Origin of the sequence: Ruegeria aquimaris (genome assembly GCF_025751555.1) — a bacterium.
Lineage (GTDB): Bacteria > Pseudomonadota > Alphaproteobacteria > Rhodobacterales > Rhodobacteraceae > Ruegeria_B > Ruegeria_B aquimaris.
In genome coordinates, this window is record NZ_JAOWLB010000003.1 from 297101 (window position 1) to 318254 (window position 21154).

The following is a 21154-nucleotide window of genomic DNA, read 5'->3' on the forward strand; positions in this document are numbered from 1 at the left end:
GTCCATGACATACGAACTGTTTATCGGCGACCGCACATTCTCGAGCTGGTCGCTGCGCGGTTGGCTGATGCTCGAGAAATTCGGCATCCCCTTCCGGACACATATGGTGGGGCTCTATTCCGGGACGATGGCCCAGGATCTGGCCCAGATCGCGCCCGCGCGCCAGGTTCCTGCGTTGCGTACCCCCGAGGGGGTCGTGGTCGGCCAAAGCCTTGCCATGGCTGAAACACTGGCCGAACGTCACCCGGACGCGGGGCTGTGGCCCTCGGACCCGGCGCAGCGCGCAACCGCGCGCTGGCTCTGCGCGGAAATGGTGTCGAGCTTTACCGCGCTGCGTGGGCAATGCCCCATGCAGTTACTGCATTGTTACGTGGGGTTCGAACCCTCCGAGGCGACCCGCGCCGATCTGGACCGGATTGAAACCCTCTGGGCGCATGCCCGCGCGGTTTCCGGCGCGGAGACCGGCCCACTGTTCGGCCGCTACTCTCTGGCCGATGTCTTCTACACGCCGGTGGCCGCGCGGATCGTAGGCTATGGCCTGCCCGTCAGCGCGGCAAGCCGCGCCTATTGCCTCGAACTGCTGAGCGACACCAGCGTCCGGCAATGGCGCGCGATGGGCGCAACCGTGACCTACGATCCCGTTCCCTATGCGATGGACTTGCCGACATCGCCCTGGCCGGTTGGTGCGAGCGGCTCGGCCCGTGCATTGGCAACCGGCCCGTCGGTCAACGCCGCATGCCCCTATTCGGGCAAGCCCGTCACCCACTATCTGGAAATGGACGGCCATGTCTGGGGCTTTTGCAACCCGTTCTGCCGCGACAAGACTGTTGCCGACCCCGGTGCCTGGCCGAAATTCATCGCGATGACCGAAGCCGGTTAACCTTTCTTAAACCTGCCGCGCGGTAGCAACGATGTGTTAACCAAAAGGCAGGAACGAATGGTCACGCGCGCCTATACTGTCGCCTTTCAGGGGGTCGAGGCCCGCCCGGTCGAAGTGCAATGTGCCGTGACCCCCGGCTTGCCGGCGTTTTCCATCGTCGGCCTGCCGGACAAGGCTGTGTCCGAGGCGCGTGACCGGGTGCGGAGCGCGCTGAGCGGCATGGCCATTGCCCTGCCATCCAAGCGGATCACCATAAACCTGTCACCTGCCGACCTGCCCAAGGAAGGCAGCCATTTCGACCTGCCCATCGCGCTGGCGCTGCTGGCCGCTTTGGAAATCGTACCGGCGGATGCGGCGGAAAGCACGCTGGCACTGGGAGAGCTTTCGCTCGACGGGACCCTGATCCCGGTGACGGGCGCCCTGCCCGCCGCGATGACCGCGGCCGAGGAAGACCGGATGCTGCTCTGCCCCAAGGGCTCGAGCGCCGAGGCGGCCTGGGTCGATGCGGCCAAGGTGATCGGGGCCGAAACCCTTGCCGCCGTCATCCGTCACTATACCGGACAGGCCCCGATCGACGCCGCGCAACCGGGTGAGGTGCAATCCCCGGCATTCCTGCGCGACCTGCGCGACGTCAAGGGCCAGGAGCGCGCCAAACGCGCACTTGAGATCGCCGCAGCCGGGCGCCATCACATGATCATGGTGGGCACGCCGGGATCGGGGAAATCCATGCTGGCGGCCCGCATTCCCGGCATCCTGCCGCCCTTGACTGCCATCGAGGCGCTGGAAACCTCGATGATCCATTCATTGTGCGGATTGCTGGACGAAGGAGGGATCAGCCGCACCCGCCCTTTTCGCGAACCGCATCACACCGCCTCGATGGCGGCCATCGTCGGCGGCGGCAAGGGGGCCAAACCCGGCGAGATCAGCTTGGCGCATAACGGGGTGCTGTTTCTGGACGAATTGCCCGAGTTCTCCCGAACCGTTCTGGAAACCCTGCGACAGCCGATTGAAACCGGCGAGGTGATGGTTGCCCGGGCCAACGCGCATGTTAAGTACCCTTGCCGCTTCATGCTTGTGGCGGCGGCCAATCCGTGCCGATGCGGATATCTGACCGATCCCGCGCGCGCCTGCTCGCGCGCACCGGGCTGTGGCGAGGATTATCTTGGCCGCATCTCGGGCCCGCTGATGGACCGGTTCGATCTGCGCATCGAGGTGCCGCCGGTTGCCTTTACCGATCTCGACCTACCGCCCAGCATCGAAGGCTCGGCCGAGGTCGCGGCCAGGGTCGCGGCCGCCCGCGAAATCCAGGCGATGCGGTTCACAGGGCAGACCGGCATGCGCCAGAACGCCGATGCCGAAGGCAAGGTTCTGGACGAAATCGCCACGCCAGATGCCGAGGGTCGAGACCTGCTGCTCAAGGCTGCGGATCGGTTCGGCCTGTCGGCGCGGGCCTATCACCGCATCCTGCGGGTGGCCCGCACCATCACGGATCTTGCCGGAGAAACAGATGTCCGGCGCCCGCATGTGGCCGAAGCGCTCAGTTTCCGGGTGGCGGCAAAGGCGCTTGCCTGAGCCACCACTTCCGCGTCAGAGCTTGGCCTCGATCGCCTCCCAGATGCGGGCGGCGATGTTGACGCCGTCGAACCGTTCCAGTTCCTGGATGCCAGTGGGCGAGGTCACGTTGATCTCGGTCAGATAGTCGCCGATGACGTCGATCCCGACAAATACCTGCCCCTTTTCGCGCAGAAGCGGCCCGATGGTGGCGCTGATTTCCAGATCGCGCTCGGTCAGCCCGATCTTCTCCGGGCGCCCGCCCACATGCATGTTCGACCGCGTCTCGCCCTCGGCTGGCACGCGGTTGATCGCGCCGACCGCTTCACCATCGACCAGGATCACCCGCTTGTCGCCCTTGCGGACGGCGGGCAGGTATTTTTGTACAATCAGGGGCTCGCGCGAGAACCCGGTGAACAGCTCGTGCAGCGACGACAGGTTACGGTCGTTTTCATCCAGCCGGAACACGCCCGCGCCGCCATTGCCGTAGAGCGGTTTTAGGATGATGTCGCCATGCCGGGCCTTGAACGCACGGATCGTCTCCAGATCGCGGGCAATGGCGGTCGGTGGGGTCAACTGCGGGAAGTTCAGCACCAGCAGCTTTTCGGGATAGTTGCGCACCCAGAACGGGTCGTTCACCACAAGGGTCTGGCCCTTGAGCCGGTCCAGCAGATGGGTCGAGGTGATGTAGTGCATGTCAAACGGCGGATCCTGACGCAGCCAGACCACGTCGAAATCGGCCAGATCCACTTCGCGCAGCGGTCCCAGCACCGCCGGGTTTCCCGCCACCCGCTGCACGGTCATGTCATGGCCGCGCGCGGTGATCCGCCCTTCCTGATAGGCCAACTGGTCCGGACCGTAGTAGAACAGTTCGTGCCCCCGTGCCTGCGCCTCTTCGGCCAGACGGAACGAGCTGTCGGCGTTGATGTTCACGGCCCCGATCGGGTCCATCTGAAAGGCGATCTTCATGTTGTGTCCCTCACTAGCGGCTGTCCGATACATGGCGCAGCCGGCAGCGGGGTTCAATGGTCATCCATCATGACCAAAGGCGTTCTCGAGGATTTGAAACCTGCCCATACTGTCGACCAGCGCCACGTCAAAGCGTACGGGCGTCAATTGCCCCAGCGGTTCCGCCGTCAGAAATTCAGCCGCTGCCTCTTGCAACCGGATCATCTGCCGGGCCCCAAGGCTGGCCGCCGCGCTGTCGAAATCGCGGCTTTGCTTGACCTCGACAAAGATCAATTCGCGATCCGCGCGGACGATCAGGTCAATCTCGCCACCTTGACCGCGCCACCGGCGGCGATCCACGCGGCAGCCCCGTCGCTCGTATTCCAGCGCAATCCGTGTTTCTGCCGCGTCGCCGGTCAGGTGATTGCGCAGACCGCGACGGGTGCGAGACGTCATATCATCGTTTTCCCAGCTTCAGCGCCATCTGGTAGACCGGCCGCCGCGGAACCCCATGCATACGCGACACCAGATCGGCCGCATCCTTTACCGAATGACTTTCAAGCGCTTCGATCAACGATTGTTCTATATCGACTTCCTTAACCGGGTCTGAACGCGCCCGGTCCACCAAAAGGACGATTTCGCCTTTGACCGGGGAATCCCCCAACGAGGCGCCTATGCTCTCCAGGCTGCCCCGCCGTATCTCTTCGAACTTTTTCGTCAACTCCCGGCACAAAGCCGCCGGGCGCTCGCCCCCCAATACCGCGCACATGTCGGCAAGACTGTCGCACACGCGTTTGGGCGATTCGTAGAAAACCAGTGTCCCGGGAACATCGCGCAGGGCCTCAAGCCGTGTTTTTCGCGCCGACGTGGAATTGGGCAGGAAACCGGCAAAAAAGAACGCATCGGTCGGCAACCCGGCCAGGGTCAGCGCGGCCAAGGCCGCTGACGGCCCCGGGGCGCATGTCACCATATACCCCGCTTCGGACGCGGCCTTGCTCAGCTCATACCCTGGATCCGCGATCAGTGGCATCCCGGCCTCGGAGGCATAAGCGACCGATCTTCCCTCGGCCAGCGCCTCCAGCAGTTTCTCCCGCGCGGCCACGCCGGAATGATCATGATAGGCAATGACCCGCCTGCCATCGAGGGGCACGCCGTGAATGTCGAGCAAATGTCTTAGAGAGCGTGTATCCTCGGCCGCGATCACATCGGCCGATGCCAGCACGTCCAGCGCCCTCAGCGTGATGTCGCGCGCGGCACCGATCGGTGTTCCGACAAAATACAATCCTGCGGGCAATCTGAGCTTTTGGTAATTCAACGCTGGACCCGTGTTTTGTGACGTTTATTATCGCGGCTCGACCAACGCGGTAGTCCGCCGCCGGATTAGGGAGCTATTGATTAGATGTTTGCCATTTTCAACCCCGCCCGCAAGCTGGCCCGTTCCGCGATGGCAGTTGCGGCTGCCGTGCTGCTGGCCTCATGCGACACCGGCACGATTGGAAGCGGGGGCCCCAGCATCAATACCTCCAAGCCGGTTCCGGTGGCGTTGCTTGTGCCGCGTGGATCAGCTCAGTCCGGCGATGCCGTTCTGGCCCAAAGCCTTGAGAACGCAGCCAGAATGGCCATCGGCGACCTGCAAAACGTGCAGATCGACCTGCGTGTGTACGATACGGCGGGGAACGCCAACACAGCCGCAGCGGTTGCACAACAAGCGGTGAGCGACGGCGCCAAGATCATTCTTGGCCCGGTCTATGCACAAGCCGCAAACGCAGCTGGCCTGGCGGTGCTGAACCAGAACATCAACGTCCTGTCGTTTTCCAACAACACAAAGATCGCCGGCGGCAACGTCTTTGTGCTTGGGCCGACCTTCGACAATACGGCGAACCGGTTGGCCAGCTTCGCGGCCCGGCAGGGCAAGGGAAACATCGTCGTCGTGTACAGCAACGACGAAGCAGGTCAGGTGGGCAAGGCCGCCATCACCAGCGCCATTTCCCAGACCGGAGCGAAACTGGCCGGGTCCGTAGCGTTCGAACAGTCGCAGCAGGGTGTGATCGCCGCCGTTCCACAGGTCAAGGCCATGGTCGACGGGACCGGTGCCGATTCGGTCTTTTTCACCGCGACCACGGCAGGCGCCCTGCCGCTCTTTTCGCAATTGCTGCCGGAAGCAGGCGTTTCCCCCGTGGAAAAACAGTTCATCGGCCTGACCCGCTGGGACATTCCCTCTCAGACATTGGAATTGCCCGGCGTTCAGGGCGGCTGGTTCGCGCTTCCCGACCCTTCGAAATCCGCCGCGTTCACCGCTCGTTACCAGGCGGCCTATGGCGGGGCACCGCACCCGATCGGGGGCCTTGCCTATGACGGGATCGCCGCCATCGGCGCGCTGGTCGGCGCCGGAAAGGCGGATGCCCTTACTGGCGCGGCCCTGACGCAGAGCGCCGGCTTCCAAGGTGTCGGCGGCATCTTCCGCCTGCGCCCGGATGGGACTAATGAGCGGGGACTGGCCGTTGCCACGATTCAGAACAAACAGGTGGTTGTGATTGACCCTGCCCCACAAAGCTTCTCCGGCGCCGGCTTCTGAGCCGGACCGGGTCGTAAACCCGATCCGCCCGGACCTGACGGGAGATCTTGTATGCGATCCGGCCTCGGTTTTTGACGCCGAGTCCGTTCTCGCACAGGTCCAGGCGGCAGCGATGGACGCTGCCGACAACGCCGCCTTGCGGGCAGCGGTGGTAGCGATCCTTCGGGAAGTACAGAAATCCGGGCGCGCAGCAATTGCAGAAGCGTTTTCCGCCCACCCCTTTGCCGCGCGACCGATGACCCGCGCCTATACCTATCTGACCGACGGGCTGGTCAAGACGGCGATGTATGTGGCCTCTGGCCTGCTTCACCCTTTGGCCACCCCAACCCAGGGCGAGCGCATCGCGGTCATGGCTGTCGGCGGTTACGGGCGTGGCGAGATGGCCCCGCATTCCGATGTCGATCTGCTGTTCCTGACCCCCTACAAGATCACCGCCTGGGCCGAAAGTGTGATCGAGTCGATGCTCTACATCCTCTGGGATCTGCGGCTGAAGGTCGGGCATTCATCGCGCACTGTGGCGGATTGTGTCCGGCTGGGGCGCGAGGACTTTACCATTCGTACCGCCATGCTTGAGCACCGTTTTCTGACCGGGCACCGGCCCTTGGCCCAGTCGCTGGACAAGAAGCTGAAATCGGACCTGTTCAAGGATACCGCGCGCGAGTTCATCGAGGCCAAGCTGGAAGAGCGCGACGCCCGGCACCGCAAGCAGGGGCAACGGTATATGGTCGAGCCCAATGTCAAGGAAGGCAAGGGCGGGCTGCGCGACCTGCAATCGCTCTACTGGATCTCGAAATACGTCTACGGGGTCAAGAACACCGCTGAACTGGTGCCATTGGGCCTTTTCACCCCGGCGGAGTATCAGACCTTTGTGCAGGCCGAAGATTTCCTCTGGGCCGTGCGGGCGCATCTGCACATCGTCACCGGCAGGGCGTCCGAACAGCTGACCTTTGACCTTCAGGTCGAGGTGGCCGATCGCATGGGGTACGAGGATCGCGCGGGCCGACGCGGTGTCGAAGTCTTCATGCAGAAATACTTCCGCGAAGCCACCCGTGTGGGCGAACTGACCCGGATTCTTCTGACCAAACTCGAAGCGCAGCACATGAAAAGCGCGCCCATCCTCGAACGGATTTTCCGGCGCAGGCCCAAGACCAAGCCCGAATACAAGGTCGTGCACGGACGGCTGGATGTCGTCGACCCCAAGGCATTCCTGTCCGACAAGCTCAACCTCCTGCGTCTTTTCGAAGAAGGCCTGCGCACCGGGATGCTGATCCATCCTGACGCCATGCGTCTGGTCACCGCCAATCTTGCCCTGATCGACGACGACATGCGCAACAACAAGGAAGCCCAGCGCCTGTTCCTCGATCTGCTGCTGAAGCACGGCAACCCTGAGCGCGCGCTCAGGCGGATGAACGAACTGGGAGTTCTGTCGGCCTTCATTCCCGAATTCGAGCCGATCGTGGCGATGATGCAGTTCAACATGTATCACAGCTATACGGTGGACGAGCACATCATTCAGACCATCGTGAACCTGGCCCAGATCGAAAAGGGCGAGTTGGTCGAGGCGCTGCCGCTGGCCTCGTCCATCCTGAAAGCAGGGGTCAACCGCAAGGTGCTGTATACCGCCCTGCTGCTGCATGACATCGGGAAGGGGCGCCCCGAAGACCATTCGATCCTGGGTGCCAAGATCGCCCGCAAGGTGGCGCCACGGCTCGGCCTCAACAAGGCGGACTGCGATACCGTCGAATGGCTGGTGCGATACCATCTTCTGATGTCGGACATGGCGCAGAAACGGGATATCTCGGACCCGCGGACCGTGCGCGACTTTGCCAAGGCAGTACAGACCGTCAAGCGCCTCGATCTGCTTACCGTGCTGACCGTCTGCGACATCCGGGGGGTGGGACCCAATACCTGGAACAACTGGAAGGCCACGTTGCTGCGCGCCCTGCATGCCGAAACCAAGCGCGCGCTGGAAACCGGGATGGAGGACCTCAACCGCGAGGGCCGCGGCAACGAGGCCAAGAAGGCGCTGCGCGAGGCGCTTGCCGATTGGCCGCGCGAGGATCTCAAGACGGAAACCGGGCGCCATTACGATCCGTATTGGCAGGGTCTGAACCTGTCCACCCATGTCGAATTCGCCGAAATGCTGCGCGCGCTGGAGCAAAGCGGCGATCCCGGTGCGGTAGAGATTCGCCTTGAGCCCGATCTTGACCGCGACGCGACCCGCGCCTGTTTCGCCATGGCCGATCACCCCGGTATCTTTTCCCGGATGGCCGGCGCGCTGGCTTTGGTGGGGGCAAACGTGGTCGATGCCCGCAGCTATACCACCAAAGACGGGTATGTAACCGACGCCTTCTGGATCCAGGACGCCGAAGGGCATCCCTATGAAGACAATCGCCTGCCCCGGCTGCGCCAGATGATCCTCAAGACGCTCAAGGGCGAAGTAGTGGCACGCGAGGCGCTGAAATCCCGCGACAAGATCAAGAAGCGGGAAAAGGCGTTCAACGTTCCGACCCATGTCACTTTCGACAATGACGGGTCCGAAATCTATACCATCATCGAGGTTGACACCCGCGACCGGCCCGGCCTGCTTTATGATCTCGCCCGCGCGATGGCGGCGGCCAACGTCTATATCGCCAATGCGGTGATCGCGACCTATGGCGAGCAGGTTGTCGACACCTTCTATGTCAAGGACATGTTCGGGCTGAAATACTATTCAGAGACCAAGCAGCGCGCACTTGAGAAGAAACTGCGCGAGGCGATTTCCGAAGGCGCGAAACGGGCCGCATCATGAAGCCCATTCGCCTCATGTCCGGGTTCTTCACGGTCGGATTCTGGACGCTGGCCAGCCGCTTGCTGGGTTTTGTCCGCGAAATGATGCTGGCCGCCTATATCGGTCCCGGCCCGGTGATGGACGCCTTTGTCGCCGCCTTCCGACTGCCCAACCTGTTCCGCCGGTTCTTTGCCGAGGGCGCCTTTAACGCTGCCTTTGTGCCGATGTTCTCGAAACGGCTGGAAGCGGATGAAGACGCCGTTCTCTTTGCGCAAAAGGCATTGAACCTGCTGACGGCGGCTGTCCTGACTCTGGTCGGGTTGGCGATGGTGTTCATGCCCGGCCTGATCTGGCTGACGGCCAGTGGGTTCGCGGGGGATGCGCGGTTCGATCTGGCCGTTGGCTATGGCAAGATCGTGTTCCCCTACATTCTCTTCATGTCCCTCGCAGCGCTGTTCTCGGGGGTTTTGAACGCGACGGGCCGTTTTGCCGCCGCCGCCGCCGCACCCGTGCTGCTGAACATCTTTGCCTGTTCGGCGATGCTTGCCGGTTCGATTTTCGGCGGCGCCGTGATCGACTGGCTGATCTGGGTGATCCCGGCTGCGGGTGTGGCGCAACTGGCGCTGGTCTGGATCGCGACCGAGCGGGCGGATATCCGTCTGCGCCCCGGCCTGCCCCGCCTTGACCCCGAGATGCGCCAGCTGGTTCGTGTCGCCTTTCCCGCCGCTCTGGCGATGGGGGTTACACAGATCAACCTTGTGGTGGGTCAATTGGTGGCCTCGCGCACCGAAAGCGCGGTCAGCTGGCTGTTCACAGCAGACCGGCTGTACCAATTGCCGCTGGGCGTGGTCGGCATCGCGGTCGGTGTCGTGTTGTTGCCGGATCTCTCGCGGCGCCTGCGCGCAGGCGACATGGATGGGTCGCGTGATGCCTATTCGCGGGCCGGAGAGTTCTCGCTGATCCTGACCCTGCCTTCGGCTGTGGCCCTGATGGTGATACCGCTTCCTCTGGTCTCGGTTCTTTTCCAGCGCGGCGCCTTCGGGCCCGAGGACACCGCTGCAACCGCGATTGCGGTTGCGATCTACGGTTTGGGTCTGCCTGCCTTCATGCTGCAAAAGGTATACCAGCCGCTGTTCTTCGCGCGCGAGGACACCAAAAGCCCCTTCCGCTATGCAGTGGTGGCCATGGTGGTGAACGCCGGGCTGGCCTTTGGCCTGTATCCTATCGTCGGCTGGATCGCCCCAGCGATTGCCGCCAGTGCGGCAGGCTGGGCCATGGTGGCGCTCCTCGCTACCGGTGCGCGCCGGATGGGCGATGTCGCCCGTTTCGACGCACGTTTCCATCGCCGGGCCGGCCGTATACTGGCCGCCTCGCTGATCATGGGGGCCGCGCTTTATGCTGTGCTTGTCCCGTTTGGCTGGGTTCTGGCCTTGCCGGGCTGGCGCTATCTCGGTCTGCTGTCGCTGATCCTGCTTGCCGCGATTGTCTACTTCGGGGTCGGGCATTTGATCGGCGCGTTCCGCCTGTCGGAATTCCGGCGCGCGCTGAGGCGGTCATGACCCGGCTGGACTGTCCTCCCGGCACCGTCCTGTTTCGGGCGGGACAGGAATGCCCGGGCTTCCTGCGCCTGGACGAAGGGTCGATCCGCGTCACCCTGACCGCCGCCAATGGGCGCGAGGTGGTTCTCTACCGGGTCGGCCCCGGCGATGTGTGCCTGCAAACCTTCGCCTGCCTGACCGAAGGACGCAGCTACAGCGCCGAAGGCGTGACCGAATCCCGCGTGCGGGGAACCCTGATCGGACACGCCGAGTTTCGCCGCGCAATGGCCGAAGACGAAGCGTTCCGGTCCGAGATCCTGCACGCGGTCGCCCGCCGCTTCGCCGATTTCGAGCACCTTGTCGAAGACGTCGCGCTGACAGGCTTCGACACCCGCCTTGCCCGCGTTCTGTTGCGGCTTGCGCAGGGAAATACCGTGGCCGCCACACACGACGCACTGGCAGCCGAAACCGCTTCGGGCCGGGCCTTTGTCAGCCGCAGGCTTGCCGAGTTTGCCAGACAGGGGCTGGTCGAGCTCGCCCGTGGGCGCGTATCGCTTCGGGACCGGGCCGGATTGGAACGGATTGCCGCAGAAGAACGGTGACTCTGTCACCGACACGCGGCGCGCGATCATGCAAAACGGGGCATCCATATCATCCAGGAAGGACCCCGGAAAATGACCCGTAACGAAGGCACTCTTGATCGTGCAGCCCGAATCATCCTTGGGCTGATCCTGCTCTCCCTCACTGTCGTCGGCCCGCAAACCATGTGGGGTCTGATCGGCATTGTACCGCTTCTGACCGGGCTGGTCGGCAGTTGCCCGCTCTACAGCATTCTCGGCATCAGCACCTGCCCGCTGAAGAAGTAACCTCCGATGGCCGGACCGTCAGTCGTGACGGATCCGGCCGCGGATACGGGACCAGCCACCGGGCGCCAGAAAGAAGGACAGCGCAAACCCGGTTGCAAACCCAACAAGGTCGGCCACCCAGTCGAGGCCACCGCCAAACAGAAGCCCGAACAACAGCTGCGCGCCCATCAGGAACGCGATCAGGCTGAATGCGCGGGCCTGATTCTGCCCCACCCGTGAAAGGTTGCGCCACAAAAGCCAGGTAAAGGCTCCGATCAGCCCATAGACCGGCGGGAAGCCTCCGATCAGCGCCACCGGCGAGTCGGTAAGGACACCGTAGCCCAGCGCACCCACGGCACCCGAAACGATGAACACCACCAGCATGGCAATGCTGCCAAAGCTTTCGGCCACCATCTTGCCCATCGCCAGCACAAACACGCAGACAAAGAGCGACTGGGTAAAGGATACATTGACGAACGGATAGGTCACAAAACGGATCACATGTTCGACAGGCCAGCGCCCCGCCTCCCACATCCAGGCCAGGATATCGGGCGAAAACGCATAAGACTGCATCGCGGCCAGCCGCCAACCCACCGCCTGCGGCCCGCCGACGATGCCACGCGCACCCAGCGAAAAGGCCAGCTCAATCCCCATGATGAACAGCACCAGCGCCACCACGACGGGTGGCAGGGGGTTCACGGGCGATGTATCGTTATCACTGCTCATGGGCGGGCCTTTCCCGGCTGTTGACGTCCCTTTGCCTCATGGGTAAGCGACGGGGGCCGAATTTTCCAGACGGGAGTTTCCCATCATGACCGAAACCAAATTCACGCCGCGCGTGTTTTCCGGCATTCAGCCTTCGGGAAACCTGCATCTTGGTAACTACCTTGGTGCGCTCAAGCGATTTGTGGATATGCAGGGACCAGAGATGGAGACCGTGTATTGCATGGTCGATCTCCACGCGATTACCGTCTGGCAGGACCCCAAGGAACTTGCGCATTCCACGCGGGAACTGTGCGCGGGCTTCATCGCAGCCGGGATCGACCCGGAACAGTCGATCCTGATCAACCAATCCCAGGTGCCTGAACATGCGCAGCTGGCCTGGATTTTCAACTGCGTCGCCCGCATGGGCTGGATGCAGCGCATGACGCAATGGAAGGACAAGGCCGGCAAGAACCAGCAGAACGCCTCGCTGGGCCTGTTTGCCTATCCCTCGCTGATGGCCGCCGACATCCTGATCTATCACGCCACCCATGTGCCGGTGGGCGAGGACCAGAAACAGCATCTGGAACTGACCCGCGACATCGCAATCAAGTTCAACCACGACTACGGCATCGACTTCTTTCCCGTCACCGAACCGGTGATCGAGGGCGCCGCAACGCGGGTGATGAGCCTGCGCGACGGATCCAAGAAAATGTCGAAATCCGACCCGTCCGACATGAGCCGGATCAACATGACCGACGATGCCGACACCATCGCGCAAAAGATCCGCAAGGCCAAGACAGACCCCGATGCCCTGCCTTCGGAAATCGACGGGCTGGAGGGTCGCCCTGAGGCGCGCAACCTGATCAATATCTATGCCGCCCTCGCGGATCAGAGCGTGGATCAGGTGCTGGCCGAGGTCGGCGGCAAACAGTTCGGCGAGTTCAAACCAATGCTGGCGGAACTGGCAGTGGCCCGGCTGGCCCCCATCTCGGCCGAGATGGCGCGGCTGATGGACGATCAGGCCGAGATCGACCGCATCCTGGCCCGTGGCGCCGAACGCGCCCGCGCCATCACCGCGCCGATCCTGCGACAGACCTACGACATCGTGGGCATGGTCTCGTCCGCACGCGGATGATGTGCACCCGCGCAGGCGATCTGCGCGGGATTTCGGCCTTTCGCATGGCGCGTCTTCGCCCGATATTCAGGGGAAAGGAGACGCGCCATGAGCTATACCGCCCCGGCTGGCACCTGTGTCGGCCATGTTCATCTGAAAGTATCCGACCTCGACCGGTCCATCGCGTTCTATCGCGATGTCCTGGGGTTCGAGTTGCAGCAGAAGTTCGGTGACAGCGCCGCCTTTCTGGGGGCTGGCGGGTATCACCACCATATCGGGCTGAACACCTGGCACAGCCGGGGTGGTCCACAGCCGCCCGCGCGGGCGACCGGTCTTTACCATTCGGCTTTCCTCTACCCCGATCGCAAAGCCCTTGGCACAGCCGTGCGCCACGTGCTTGAGGCTGGCGTGCGGCTGGATGGCGCGGCCGACCACGGGGTAAGCGAGGCGGTGTATCTGAGAGACCCGGACGGAAACGGGGTGGAGCTGTACCGCGACCGTCCTGTGGACGAATGGCCGCGCCTGCCTGATGGCAGCCTCGCCATGGGAAGCGACCCGCTGGACCTGCACGCTCTTATCGCCGAAGCAGGATAGATCGGCCCCCGAGAAGGGGCCAACCTGTTCGTGTTACGCCGCTTTTGGCTGCAAGATCTCGTCGACGATCGCGTCTGCGACTTCTGCCGGGCTGACGGCCAGAGTACGGGCGCGCGTCAGGATCCGGTCCATCGTCCGGTCAAGCGCGGTCAGCTTTTCGGCCACCCATGCCTCGCGCCCCGAAATCTGCTGGATCTCGGTCGCCACATTGATGATGCCGCCGCCGTTTGCGACGTAGTCCGGCGCATAAAGGATGCCACGGGCGTGCAGCCGCGTGCCATCATCCGGTGTGGCAAGCTGGTTATTCGCGCCACCGGCCACAACGGAAACCTTCAGCTGCGGGATCGTCTCGGCATTCAGGATCGCACCAATGGCGCAGGGGGCAAAGATATCGGCATCGACGCCGTAGATCGCATCGGGGGCAACGGCGGTTGCGCCATAGAGCTCTGCCACACGGGCCACTTGGGCGCTGTCGATATCGGTCACGATCAGTTTCGCCCCGGCCTGATGCAGGTAGCCGCACAGATAATGCCCGACATGGCCCAGCCCCTGAACCGCGACGGTACGACCGGTCAGGTCCACGGAACCCAGGCGATGCTTCGCCGCCGTGCGGATCGCATAAAAAATTCCGCGCGCGGTGATTGGAGAAGGGTCACCGCTGGCAAATGCCCCATCTGCCAGCCCGGCGACAAACCTCGTGCGGGTACCGATCCGTGCCATATCGGCGGGGGTCATGCCCATGTCCTCGGCCGTCCAATAGCGCCCGTTCAGCGAGTCCACAGCCATACCGAACGCTTCGAGCAGGTCCGGTGTCTTCTGTGTCGCCGGGTCGGCGATGATCACCGCCTTGCCGCCACCCAACGCCAGATCGGCCGCAGCGTTCTTGTAGGTCATGCCGCGCGACAGGCGCAGCGCGTCGGTCAGCGCGTCAACCTCTTGCGCATATCGGCGCATCCGCACCCCGCCCGCAGCCGGGCCGCGCAGGGTGGAGTGAATGGCAATATACCCGACCAACCCGCTGGCCCGGTCCTCGATCCGCACCACCTCTTGATGGTCGGGTGCCTCTACGGCGGTAATCTGCATGGAATCCTCCGAATATCCTGGCCGGAAACTGCCACAGACCGGTCGCCGTTTTTCACCAAGATTGCGCGGTGAATGAGATCAGGTTAGAGGAAAACTATAAAAATCACCTTCAGAATGGAGATTTTCCCCAAATGGACCAGATCGACCACAGGATCGTCCGCGCCCTGCAAAAGGATGGCCGGATGACCGTCACCGAGTTGGCGGACAAGGTCGGCCTGTCGCCCACGCCCTGCGCCCGGCGGTTGGACCGCCTGCAACGGGATGGGGTGATCACCGGCTACAGTGCGACAGTGGACCCCGCGAAACTGGGGCTATCGGTCTCCATCTTCGTCTCGGTCGAACTGGAGAAACAGGACCGGGCGGCGGTGGACGCCTTTGAAAAGGCGATCCTGCGCTGCGACGAGGTGATGGAATGCTACCTCATGACCGGGTCGCGTGACATTCTTCTGCGGGTCGTGGCCGCCGATCTGGCGGCTTTTGACAGGTTCCTGGAAAACCGGCTGATGAAAATTCCCGGCATTCGAAATCTGCGCTCCAACTTCGCGCTTCGCACGATGGTGCGGCGCGATGCCTTGCCTGAGACGGGGCGCTAAACAGGTCTGGACCTCTGACCCAACCGCGCCTAACGTGGCGGCATTCCGAAGGAGGCGACCATGGCAACTGGCAAGAACATCCGCACCTATTTCGAAGGATCGTGGCATGACGGCGACGTGCCGATCATGCGCGCGGCGGATCATGGGGCATGGCTGGGGTCTGGCGTTTTTGACGGGGCACGGTATTTCGACGGCATGGCCCCCGATCTTGAGGCGCATTGCGCCCGCGTCAACCGTTCGGCCCAGGCGCTGATGGTCACCCCCACCGTCTCGACCGAAGACATGGTCGAGATCGTGCGCGAGGGCCTGAAGACCTATGGCAAGGACAAGGCCGTCTACATCCGGCCGATGTACTGGGGTATCGACGGTGACATCACCGCGATTGTTCCCAACGCGGACACCACTGGCTTTGCGATCTGTCTGGAAGAGATCCCGATGGCCCCAGCCACCGCCTCGGCCACGCTGACAACGACGCGGTTCCGCCGCCCCGTGCTGGAGGACGCGGTTGTCAATGCCAAGGCCGGATGCCTCTACCCCAACAACGCCCGCATGCTGCAAGAGGCCCGATCCAAGGGGTTTTCGAATGCGCTGGTAGCGGATGCCATGGGCAATGTCGCCGAAACCGCCACCGCCAACATCTTCATGGTCAAGGATGGCGAGGTGTTTACCCCCATCGCCAACGGCACCTTCCTCGCCGGCATCACACGGGCCCGGCACATGAAGAACCTGCGCGCGGATGGCTACAACGTGCATGAAACGGTGCTGACCTTCGCCGATTTCCATGCTGCCGACGAAGTCTTCATGTCCGGCAACATGAGCAAGGTGACCCCGGTCACCGCGCTGGACGATACCCAGTATCAGGTTGGCCCTGTCGCCCGTCGCGCGCGCGAACTCTATTGGGATTGGGCGAAGACAACCGCGTGACCGCGCTGACACTTGGCTTGCGCCAGAACCTGCTGACGCTGGCCTTGGGCGGCTTTGGGGCGTCGATTGCCGCACTGGTCCACATGCCGATGGCCTTGCTGGCCGGACCGGCGATCGCGGTATCGCTCGCCGGTCTGTTTGGGTTAAGCTCGCACATATCACCGATGCTGCGCGATGGCGGTTTTCTGATTGTCGGTCTCAGTATCGGCTCGATGGTCGGGCCTGACAGCGTCGACGCCATGATGCGCTGGCCGGTTGCCTTTGGCCTGCTCGCCGCGCTGACCCTGGTGACCCCCTGGGCCGGGCGCTGGCTAATCCCGCGCCTGCTGCCAATCGATCGGGACGAGGCCTTCCTGGCCTCGGCCCCCGGTCATCTGAGCCTTGTCGTGGCACTGGCCGACAGCCTGCATTTGTCGCTGACCCGGCCGGTGGTGCTGGCCTCGATACGCCTGATGGCGCTGACCCTGCTGGTGCCCCTGGCGGCAACCCTGGCGGGGATCGAGGTTGGGTTGGGATTGCCACAGGCGCAGATCGTCACACCGGGAACCTGGATTCTCGGCCAGCTTGGCGCGGCGCTTGTGCTGGCACCACTGTTGAAACGGCTCAGACTTCCAGCCCATGTGCTGATCGCCGGTATTGTCGTTGCCGCCACGACCCATTTCGGCGGCTGGACATCGGGCGGACTGCCCGACTGGGCTTCGCAAGCGGCTCTGATCTTGATGGGAAGCCTGATCGGAACTCGATTTGGCGGCATGGGCTGGCGGGACCTGCGCCGCAGCCTGGCCGCAGGGCTTGCCATCGTCGGGCTGACCACGGGCCTGGCGGCATTGGCGGCGCTCCCCGCCGCCTACCTTTCCGGTTTGCCGCTGTTGGATGTTCTGCTGGGGTTCTCTCCCGGTGGCCTTGAGACGATGATCATCCTGAGCGCCGCCCTTGGCGCCGACCCCAGCTTTGTCGCGGCCGCTCATCTCTTTCGGTTGTCGGTCCTTGCGGTTGTCCTGACGCTCTACGCCACGGACGTGGCCAGACGGGCCGCCGGGAAAAGCGATGGACAGCGTCAGACCCCTGAGGCAGATTGACCAGGATTGTGGAGGACCGACATGCGCAAGTTCCTAGTTGTACTGGATGACAGCCGCGAATGCCTGAACGCGATGCGGTTCGCGGCGATGCGCGCCGCCCATACGGGGGGTGGCGTGGCCATCCTGTCGGTTATTCCGCCCGATGAGTTCAATCACTGGATCGGCGTCGGCGAAGTGATGCGCGAAGAGGCGCGTGAACGCATTCACGCGCATTTCGAAGTGTTTGCCAAATGGATGCGCGACAAGCAGGGGGTCGAACCCGAACTGGTGATCCGCGAAGGCGACCCTGTCCCCGAGATCATCGCCCAAATTCAGGAAGACCCGGAAATCGGTGTCCTCGTTCTGGGCGCAGGCACGGACAAGAAGGGTCCCGGCCCGCTGGTGTCGCAGTTGAGCCGGTCGTCGGGCAGCCTGCCGATCCCGATTACCATCGTTCCCGGCGATCTGAGCAAGGAAAAGCTCGAAGCAATCACATAAAGGCCGGACAATGGCCCAGCGTATCGCTTTCTGGTTCGAATTCGCCTCGACATATTCCTATCTGTCGGCCATGCGGATCGAAGAGGCCGCGCAGCGGCATGGCCTAACCGTCGAGTGGGAACCATTCCTGCTAGGGCCGATCTTTGCCGCGCAGGGATGGACAAGCTCGCCGTTCAACCTCTACCCGTCCAAGGGTCGCTACATGTGGCGTGACATGGAACGGCTTTGTGCATCGCGCGGCCTGCCCTTTCTCCGCCCCGATCCCTTTCCGCAAAACGGACTAGCGGCCGCGCGCCTGGCTTTGGTGGCCCGGGAACTGGATCGCATCGCGCCTTTTGTCCGCGCTGTTTTCTCGGCAGAGTTCGGACGGGGACAAGACATTTCTGACCCCACGGTACTGGCCGAGTGCTGGGAAACGGCCGGATTGCCTGACCAAGCGATGGCGCAGGCCCGGACGGAAGAGACCAAGAAGGCGCTGTTTACTCAGGGTGAGCGGGCCGTGCAGGCAGGTTTGTTCGGCGCTCCCAGCTTTGTCGTGGGCGACGAATTGTTCTGGGGTGACGACCGGCTCGATCAGGCACTTACGCTCGCCGCATCACTTTAGAACCGTTCCAAAGATTGACATTGGCGGGGTCTGGCCTCATATCTGACCAGAGCGATAAGGAATTCCGACCATGTTCATCCAGACCGAATCCACCCCCAATCCGGCAACGCTGAAATTCCTGCCCGGACAGACCGTTCTGGAGGCAGGCACCGCTGATTTCCCTTCGGCAGAGGCCGCCGAAAAATCGCCTCTGGCGGCGCGCATCTTTGCGGTCGATGGCGTGACAGGCGTGTTTTTCGGCAATGATTTCGTGACCGTCACCAAGTCCGAGGCGGTTGCCTGGGACCACATCAAACCGGCGATCCTGGGCGCGGTGATGGAGCATTACCAATCCGGCCAGCCAGTAATGGGCGCGGATGCCCAGACGGCTTCGGGGCACGCCGAGCACAGCGGTGAAGATTCGGAGATCGTCAATCAGATCAAGGCCTTGCTTGACAGCCGGGTGCGTCCGGCGGTTGCCCAGGATGGCGGCGATATCACGTTCCACGGCTTCGACCGGGGCGTGGTCTATCTGCACATGCAGGGCGCTTGCGCCGGCTGCCCCTCGTCCACGCTGACGCTGAAGATGGGGATCGAGAACCTGCTGCGCCACTACATCCCCGAAGTGACCGAGGTGCGCCCCGTTGCCGTCTGACCCGGTCGTTCTGGCATTCGATACATCGGCCGCGCATTGCGCGGCCGCTTTGCTGGTGGGTGACCGGATCGTCGCGACACGGACAGAGGATATGGGCCGGGGACAGGCGGAACGCTTGTTTCCATTGCTCGAAGAGGTTCTGGCAGAGGCGGGCAAGACCTGGCGCGATCTGACCGCCATCGGCGTGGGGGTTGGCCCCGGCAATTTCACCGGCATCCGGATTTCCGTTTCCGCCGCGCGCGGCCTGGCTCTGGCGCTGGATATCCCCGCGGTGGGCATTGACGGGTTCGATGCGCGCGCGCGGGTAACGCCGACCGGACATCTGGCGGCAATCCCGGCACCGCGAGATCAGTACTACATCCGTCCCGAAGGGGGTGAACCCGCCCTGGTTTCGCACGCGGACGCCGCGTCATTCGGACCACTGCACACCGATGCCTCGACACGCGACCTGATCGAGGCGATCGCCACACTTGCGGCCGCCCGCGCCGCCACAACGAGCACCCCGCCCTCACCGGTTTACGTCAGGCCAGCCGACGCCGCGCCATCGCGCGACACGGCACCCGTCTTGCTGGATCAATGACGCCTGCGGATCTGGCCCTGGCCCATGCCCGGGCCTTTGACCAATCACGCCCCTGGGCCGAGGATGAGTTCGCCGACCTAATGAACAGAAGTTCTGTACACGTGATCGGGACAACGGACTGTTTCGCGGTGTTCCAGATTGTCTCGGACGAGACAGAGATGCTGACCATCGCCACGAATCCTCAAAGACGCCGCCAAGGTCTGGCCAGCGCTTGTGTTCATGACTGGCTGTCCAGCGCCATCCGCATGGGCGCGACACGGGCCTTGCTGGAAGTTGCCGCCGACAATCCGGCGGCCATCGCGCTCTATGACCGGTGCGGTTTCACACCCTGCGGACGGCGCAAGGGCTACTATCGTCGGTCCGGCGGAGAAACCGTGGATGCGATCATGATGGAACGCGCCTTGCCCTGACGGCAAACAAGAATTGCGGACCATGCGGTCAAAAAGCGGTTGACCCGCGCTCTTGCACACGGCCTTAATTATCGTCATCACAGCAGTTCTGCTCGCTATGAGCGGGGTGTCCGGATATATCCACCACCCCGGAAAAATAACCAACGGGAGTATAAAATGACCCTCATGAAAACCCTGATGGGCGCCGCCGCAGCCGTCGCGCTGACAGCGGGCGCCGCGCTGGCCGAACCTGCCCTGATCTTTGATCTGGGCGGCAAGTTCGACAAATCCTTCAACGAAGCCGCCTTTAACGGTGCCAAGCGTTGGGCAGACGAGACCGGCGGCAGCTTCCGCGAGATCGAACTGCAATCCGAGGCCCAGCGCGAGCAGGCCCTGCGCCGTTTTGCCGAGGCGGGCGCCAACCCGGTGATCACCATGGGCTTTGCCATGGCCGATCCTCTGAGCGCCGTGGCGGCGGACTACCCCGATACCAAGTTCGTCGCTGTTGACGTGACCTGGCTGGATGCGCCGAACATCCGTCAGATCGGATTTGCCGAGCATGAAGGCTCGTACCTGGTCGGCATGCTGGCGGCAATGGCCTCGAAATCGGGGACCGTGGGCTTTGTCGGCGGCATGGACATTCCGCTGATCCGTCATTTCGGCTGCGGCTATGCCCAGGGCGCCAAGGCGGTGAATGCCGACATCAAGATCGTGGCCAACATGACCGGCACCACGCCTGCGGCCTGGAACGACCCGGTCAAGGGCTCGGAACTGACCAAGGCGCAGATCAGCCAGGGGGCTGACGTAGTCTATGCCGCCGCTGGCGGCACCGGTGTCGGCGTGCTGCAAACCGCCGCTGATGAAGGTATCCTGTCGATCGGCGTCGACAGCAACCAGAACCACCTGCATCCGGGCAAGGTGCTGACCTCGATGCTGAAGCGCGTGGACGTGGCCGTCTATGACGCGATGAAAGCAGGCGAAAACCTGGAAACCGGCGTGTTCAACATGGGCCTCGCCGAAGAAGGCGTCGGCTATGCGCTGGACGACAACAACGCGCCGCTGATTTCCGACGAGATGAAGGCCGCGGTCGACAAGGCGCGTCAGGACATCATCGACGGCAACCTGAAGGTTGTCAGCTACTACGAGAATGACAGCTGCCCGGCTATCAACTTCTGATCCTGAACGCGGGCCGGTCACCCGGCCCGCACTCACCTGCCGCTTGTTTCCCCCGGCGGATCGTCTTCGCGACGATATCCGTTCTTGGACAGGCG

23 protein-coding genes are annotated in these 21154 nt (G+C 63.2%); 18 read left to right on the forward strand and 5 right to left on the reverse strand.

The features are described 5' to 3' along the window. Positions 1–4 precede the first annotated feature (4 nt). Entirely contained in the window at positions 5–880 is an 876-nt protein-coding gene (locus tag OE747_RS06570) for a glutathione S-transferase (protein ID WP_263827804.1), read from the forward strand. Positions 881–937: 57 nt separating this feature from the next. Continuing rightward, positions 938–2452: a YifB family Mg chelatase-like AAA ATPase gene (locus tag OE747_RS06575; RefSeq protein ID WP_263827805.1), complete on the forward strand. Its 1515-nt coding sequence runs from the start codon at positions 938–940 to the stop codon at positions 2450–2452. A 15-nt stretch (positions 2453–2467) separates the two neighbouring features. On the opposite strand, the gene gshB is transcribed toward OE747_RS06575, so the two are convergent. From gshB to rsmI, 3 genes are read right to left on the reverse strand one after another with little or no spacing between them, the layout of a single operon-like run. Further along, complete coding sequence (gene gshB / locus OE747_RS06580) at positions 2468–3400, reverse strand: glutathione synthase (protein ID WP_263827806.1); 933 nt, start codon at positions 3398–3400, stop codon at positions 2468–2470. A 60-nt stretch (positions 3401–3460) separates the two neighbouring features. Then, entirely contained in the window at positions 3461–3835 is a 375-nt protein-coding gene (locus tag OE747_RS06585) for a YraN family protein (RefSeq protein ID WP_263827807.1), read from the reverse strand. Position 3836: 1 nt separating this feature from the next. Further along, complete coding sequence (rsmI, locus tag OE747_RS06590) at positions 3837–4694, reverse strand: 16S rRNA (cytidine(1402)-2'-O)-methyltransferase (protein ID WP_263827808.1); 858 nt, start codon at positions 4692–4694, stop codon at positions 3837–3839. 84 nt (positions 4695–4778) lie between these two features. On the opposite strand from rsmI, the gene OE747_RS06595 reads away from it, so the two are divergent. The 5 genes from OE747_RS06595 to OE747_RS06615 all read left to right on the forward strand — a co-directional run bounded on the left by OE747_RS06595 (position 4779) and on the right by OE747_RS06615 (position 11128). Further along, positions 4779–5954, forward strand: coding sequence for a penicillin-binding protein activator (locus OE747_RS06595; protein WP_263827809.1), 1176 nt, complete (start codon positions 4779–4781; stop codon positions 5952–5954). A gap of 22 nt (positions 5955–5976) precedes the next feature. Next, positions 5977–8745 (forward strand): [protein-PII] uridylyltransferase, encoded by a 2769-nt coding sequence (locus OE747_RS06600; protein ID WP_404818300.1) that lies wholly within the window; start codon positions 5977–5979, stop codon positions 8743–8745. After that, positions 8742–10283 (forward strand): murein biosynthesis integral membrane protein MurJ, encoded by a 1542-nt coding sequence (murJ, locus tag OE747_RS06605; protein WP_263827811.1) that lies wholly within the window; start codon positions 8742–8744, stop codon positions 10281–10283. Before OE747_RS06600 ends, murJ begins: the two co-directional genes overlap by 4 nt. Beyond that, positions 10280–10864 carry a Crp/Fnr family transcriptional regulator gene (locus OE747_RS06610; protein ID WP_263827812.1) on the forward strand — a complete coding sequence of 195 codons (585 nt, stop codon included), beginning with the start codon at positions 10280–10282 and terminating at the stop codon, positions 10862–10864. Before murJ ends, OE747_RS06610 begins: the two co-directional genes overlap by 4 nt. A 72-nt stretch (positions 10865–10936) precedes the next feature. After that, the gene (locus OE747_RS06615; RefSeq protein WP_263827813.1) at positions 10937–11128 is read left to right on the forward strand and encodes a YgaP family membrane protein; all 192 of its coding nucleotides are present in this window, start codon (positions 10937–10939) and stop codon (positions 11126–11128) included. Positions 11129–11146: 18 nt separating this feature from the next. Here OE747_RS06615 and OE747_RS06620 read toward each other — a convergent pair whose 3' ends face one another. Next, positions 11147–11833, reverse strand: coding sequence for a rhomboid family intramembrane serine protease (locus OE747_RS06620; RefSeq protein ID WP_263827814.1), 687 nt, complete (start codon positions 11831–11833; stop codon positions 11147–11149). Between the two features lie 85 nt (positions 11834–11918). Here OE747_RS06620 and trpS point away from each other — a divergent pair, with 85 nt between their 5' ends. Continuing rightward, on the forward strand, positions 11919–12947 hold the full coding sequence (gene trpS, locus OE747_RS06625; RefSeq protein ID WP_263827815.1) for a tryptophan--tRNA ligase: 1029 nt from the start codon (positions 11919–11921) through the stop codon (positions 12945–12947). Between the two features lie 87 nt (positions 12948–13034). Beyond that, positions 13035–13520: a VOC family protein gene (locus tag OE747_RS06630; protein WP_263827816.1), complete on the forward strand. Its 486-nt coding sequence runs from the start codon at positions 13035–13037 to the stop codon at positions 13518–13520. A 33-nt stretch (positions 13521–13553) separates the two neighbouring features. Here the strand turns inward: OE747_RS06630 and OE747_RS06635 are convergent, their stop codons facing one another. After that, entirely contained in the window at positions 13554–14603 is a 1050-nt protein-coding gene (locus OE747_RS06635; RefSeq protein WP_263827817.1) for a Glu/Leu/Phe/Val family dehydrogenase, read from the reverse strand. Positions 14604–14734: 131 nt separating this feature from the next. Here OE747_RS06635 and OE747_RS06640 point away from each other — a divergent pair, with 131 nt between their 5' ends. The 9 genes from OE747_RS06640 (at position 14735) to OE747_RS06680 (ending at position 21059) form a co-directional block, all read left to right on the forward strand. Beyond that, on the forward strand, positions 14735–15196 hold the full coding sequence (locus OE747_RS06640) for an Lrp/AsnC family transcriptional regulator (RefSeq protein ID WP_263827818.1): 462 nt from the start codon (positions 14735–14737) through the stop codon (positions 15194–15196). Positions 15197–15256: 60 nt separating this feature from the next. Beyond that, positions 15257–16120 (forward strand): branched-chain amino acid aminotransferase, encoded by an 864-nt coding sequence (locus OE747_RS06645; RefSeq protein WP_263827819.1) that lies wholly within the window; start codon positions 15257–15259, stop codon positions 16118–16120. Continuing rightward, positions 16117–17199 carry an AbrB family transcriptional regulator gene (locus OE747_RS06650; RefSeq protein WP_263827820.1) on the forward strand — a complete coding sequence of 361 codons (1083 nt, stop codon included), beginning with the start codon at positions 16117–16119 and terminating at the stop codon, positions 17197–17199. The genes OE747_RS06645 and OE747_RS06650 overlap by 4 nt, the downstream gene beginning before the upstream one ends. A gap of 21 nt (positions 17200–17220) precedes the next feature. Further along, positions 17221–17676, forward strand: coding sequence for a universal stress protein (locus tag OE747_RS06655; RefSeq protein ID WP_263827821.1), 456 nt, complete (start codon positions 17221–17223; stop codon positions 17674–17676). Positions 17677–17686: 10 nt separating this feature from the next. Then, the gene (locus tag OE747_RS06660) at positions 17687–18280 is read left to right on the forward strand and encodes a 2-hydroxychromene-2-carboxylate isomerase (RefSeq protein ID WP_263827822.1); all 594 of its coding nucleotides are present in this window, start codon (positions 17687–17689) and stop codon (positions 18278–18280) included. A 70-nt stretch (positions 18281–18350) separates the two neighbouring features. Next, complete coding sequence (locus tag OE747_RS06665; protein WP_263827823.1) at positions 18351–18914, forward strand: NifU family protein; 564 nt, start codon at positions 18351–18353, stop codon at positions 18912–18914. Further along, on the forward strand, positions 18904–19494 hold the full coding sequence (gene tsaB, locus OE747_RS06670) for a tRNA (adenosine(37)-N6)-threonylcarbamoyltransferase complex dimerization subunit type 1 TsaB (protein WP_263827824.1): 591 nt from the start codon (positions 18904–18906) through the stop codon (positions 19492–19494). The genes OE747_RS06665 and tsaB overlap by 11 nt, the downstream gene beginning before the upstream one ends. Beyond that, positions 19491–19904 (forward strand): GNAT family N-acetyltransferase, encoded by a 414-nt coding sequence (locus tag OE747_RS06675; protein WP_263827825.1) that lies wholly within the window; start codon positions 19491–19493, stop codon positions 19902–19904. The genes tsaB and OE747_RS06675 overlap by 4 nt, the downstream gene beginning before the upstream one ends. Positions 19905–20060: 156 nt before the next feature. Beyond that, complete coding sequence (locus tag OE747_RS06680) at positions 20061–21059, forward strand: BMP family lipoprotein (RefSeq protein WP_263827826.1); 999 nt, start codon at positions 20061–20063, stop codon at positions 21057–21059. Positions 21060–21154 lie beyond the last annotated feature (95 nt).

Bases quoted from the DNA above. Each gene is read 5' to 3' on its own strand.
- OE747_RS06620 (WP_263827814.1), bottom strand. From the start codon at position 11,833: ATGAGCAGTGATAACGATACATCGCCCGTGAACCCCCTGCCACCCGTC.
- OE747_RS06680 (WP_263827826.1), top strand. From the start codon at position 20,061: ATGACCCTCATGAAAACCCTGATGGGCGCCGCCGCAGCCGTCGCGCTG.
- OE747_RS06660 (WP_263827822.1), top strand. From the start codon at position 17,687: ATGGCCCAGCGTATCGCTTTCTGGTTCGAATTCGCCTCGACATATTCC.
- trpS (WP_263827815.1), top strand. From the start codon at position 11,919: ATGACCGAAACCAAATTCACGCCGCGCGTGTTTTCCGGCATTCAGCCT.
- OE747_RS06615 (WP_263827813.1), top strand. From the start codon at position 10,937: ATGACCCGTAACGAAGGCACTCTTGATCGTGCAGCCCGAATCATCCTT.
- OE747_RS06610 (WP_263827812.1), top strand. From the start codon at position 10,280: ATGACCCGGCTGGACTGTCCTCCCGGCACCGTCCTGTTTCGGGCGGGA.
- OE747_RS06585 (WP_263827807.1), bottom strand. From the start codon at position 3,835: ATGACGTCTCGCACCCGTCGCGGTCTGCGCAATCACCTGACCGGCGAC.
- OE747_RS06665 (WP_263827823.1), top strand. From the start codon at position 18,351: ATGTTCATCCAGACCGAATCCACCCCCAATCCGGCAACGCTGAAATTC.
- OE747_RS06655 (WP_263827821.1), top strand. From the start codon at position 17,221: ATGCGCAAGTTCCTAGTTGTACTGGATGACAGCCGCGAATGCCTGAAC.
- OE747_RS06630 (WP_263827816.1), top strand. From the start codon at position 13,035: ATGAGCTATACCGCCCCGGCTGGCACCTGTGTCGGCCATGTTCATCTG.
- OE747_RS06570 (WP_263827804.1), top strand. From the start codon at position 5: ATGACATACGAACTGTTTATCGGCGACCGCACATTCTCGAGCTGGTCG.
- OE747_RS06635 (WP_263827817.1), bottom strand. From the start codon at position 14,603: ATGCAGATTACCGCCGTAGAGGCACCCGACCATCAAGAGGTGGTGCGG.
- OE747_RS06595 (WP_263827809.1), top strand. From the start codon at position 4,779: ATGTTTGCCATTTTCAACCCCGCCCGCAAGCTGGCCCGTTCCGCGATG.
- murJ (WP_263827811.1), top strand. From the start codon at position 8,742: ATGAAGCCCATTCGCCTCATGTCCGGGTTCTTCACGGTCGGATTCTGG.
- OE747_RS06640 (WP_263827818.1), top strand. From the start codon at position 14,735: ATGGACCAGATCGACCACAGGATCGTCCGCGCCCTGCAAAAGGATGGC.
- gshB (WP_263827806.1), bottom strand. From the start codon at position 3,400: ATGAAGATCGCCTTTCAGATGGACCCGATCGGGGCCGTGAACATCAAC.
- OE747_RS06645 (WP_263827819.1), top strand. From the start codon at position 15,257: ATGGCAACTGGCAAGAACATCCGCACCTATTTCGAAGGATCGTGGCAT.
- OE747_RS06575 (WP_263827805.1), top strand. From the start codon at position 938: ATGGTCACGCGCGCCTATACTGTCGCCTTTCAGGGGGTCGAGGCCCGC.
- OE747_RS06675 (WP_263827825.1), top strand. From the start codon at position 19,491: ATGACGCCTGCGGATCTGGCCCTGGCCCATGCCCGGGCCTTTGACCAA.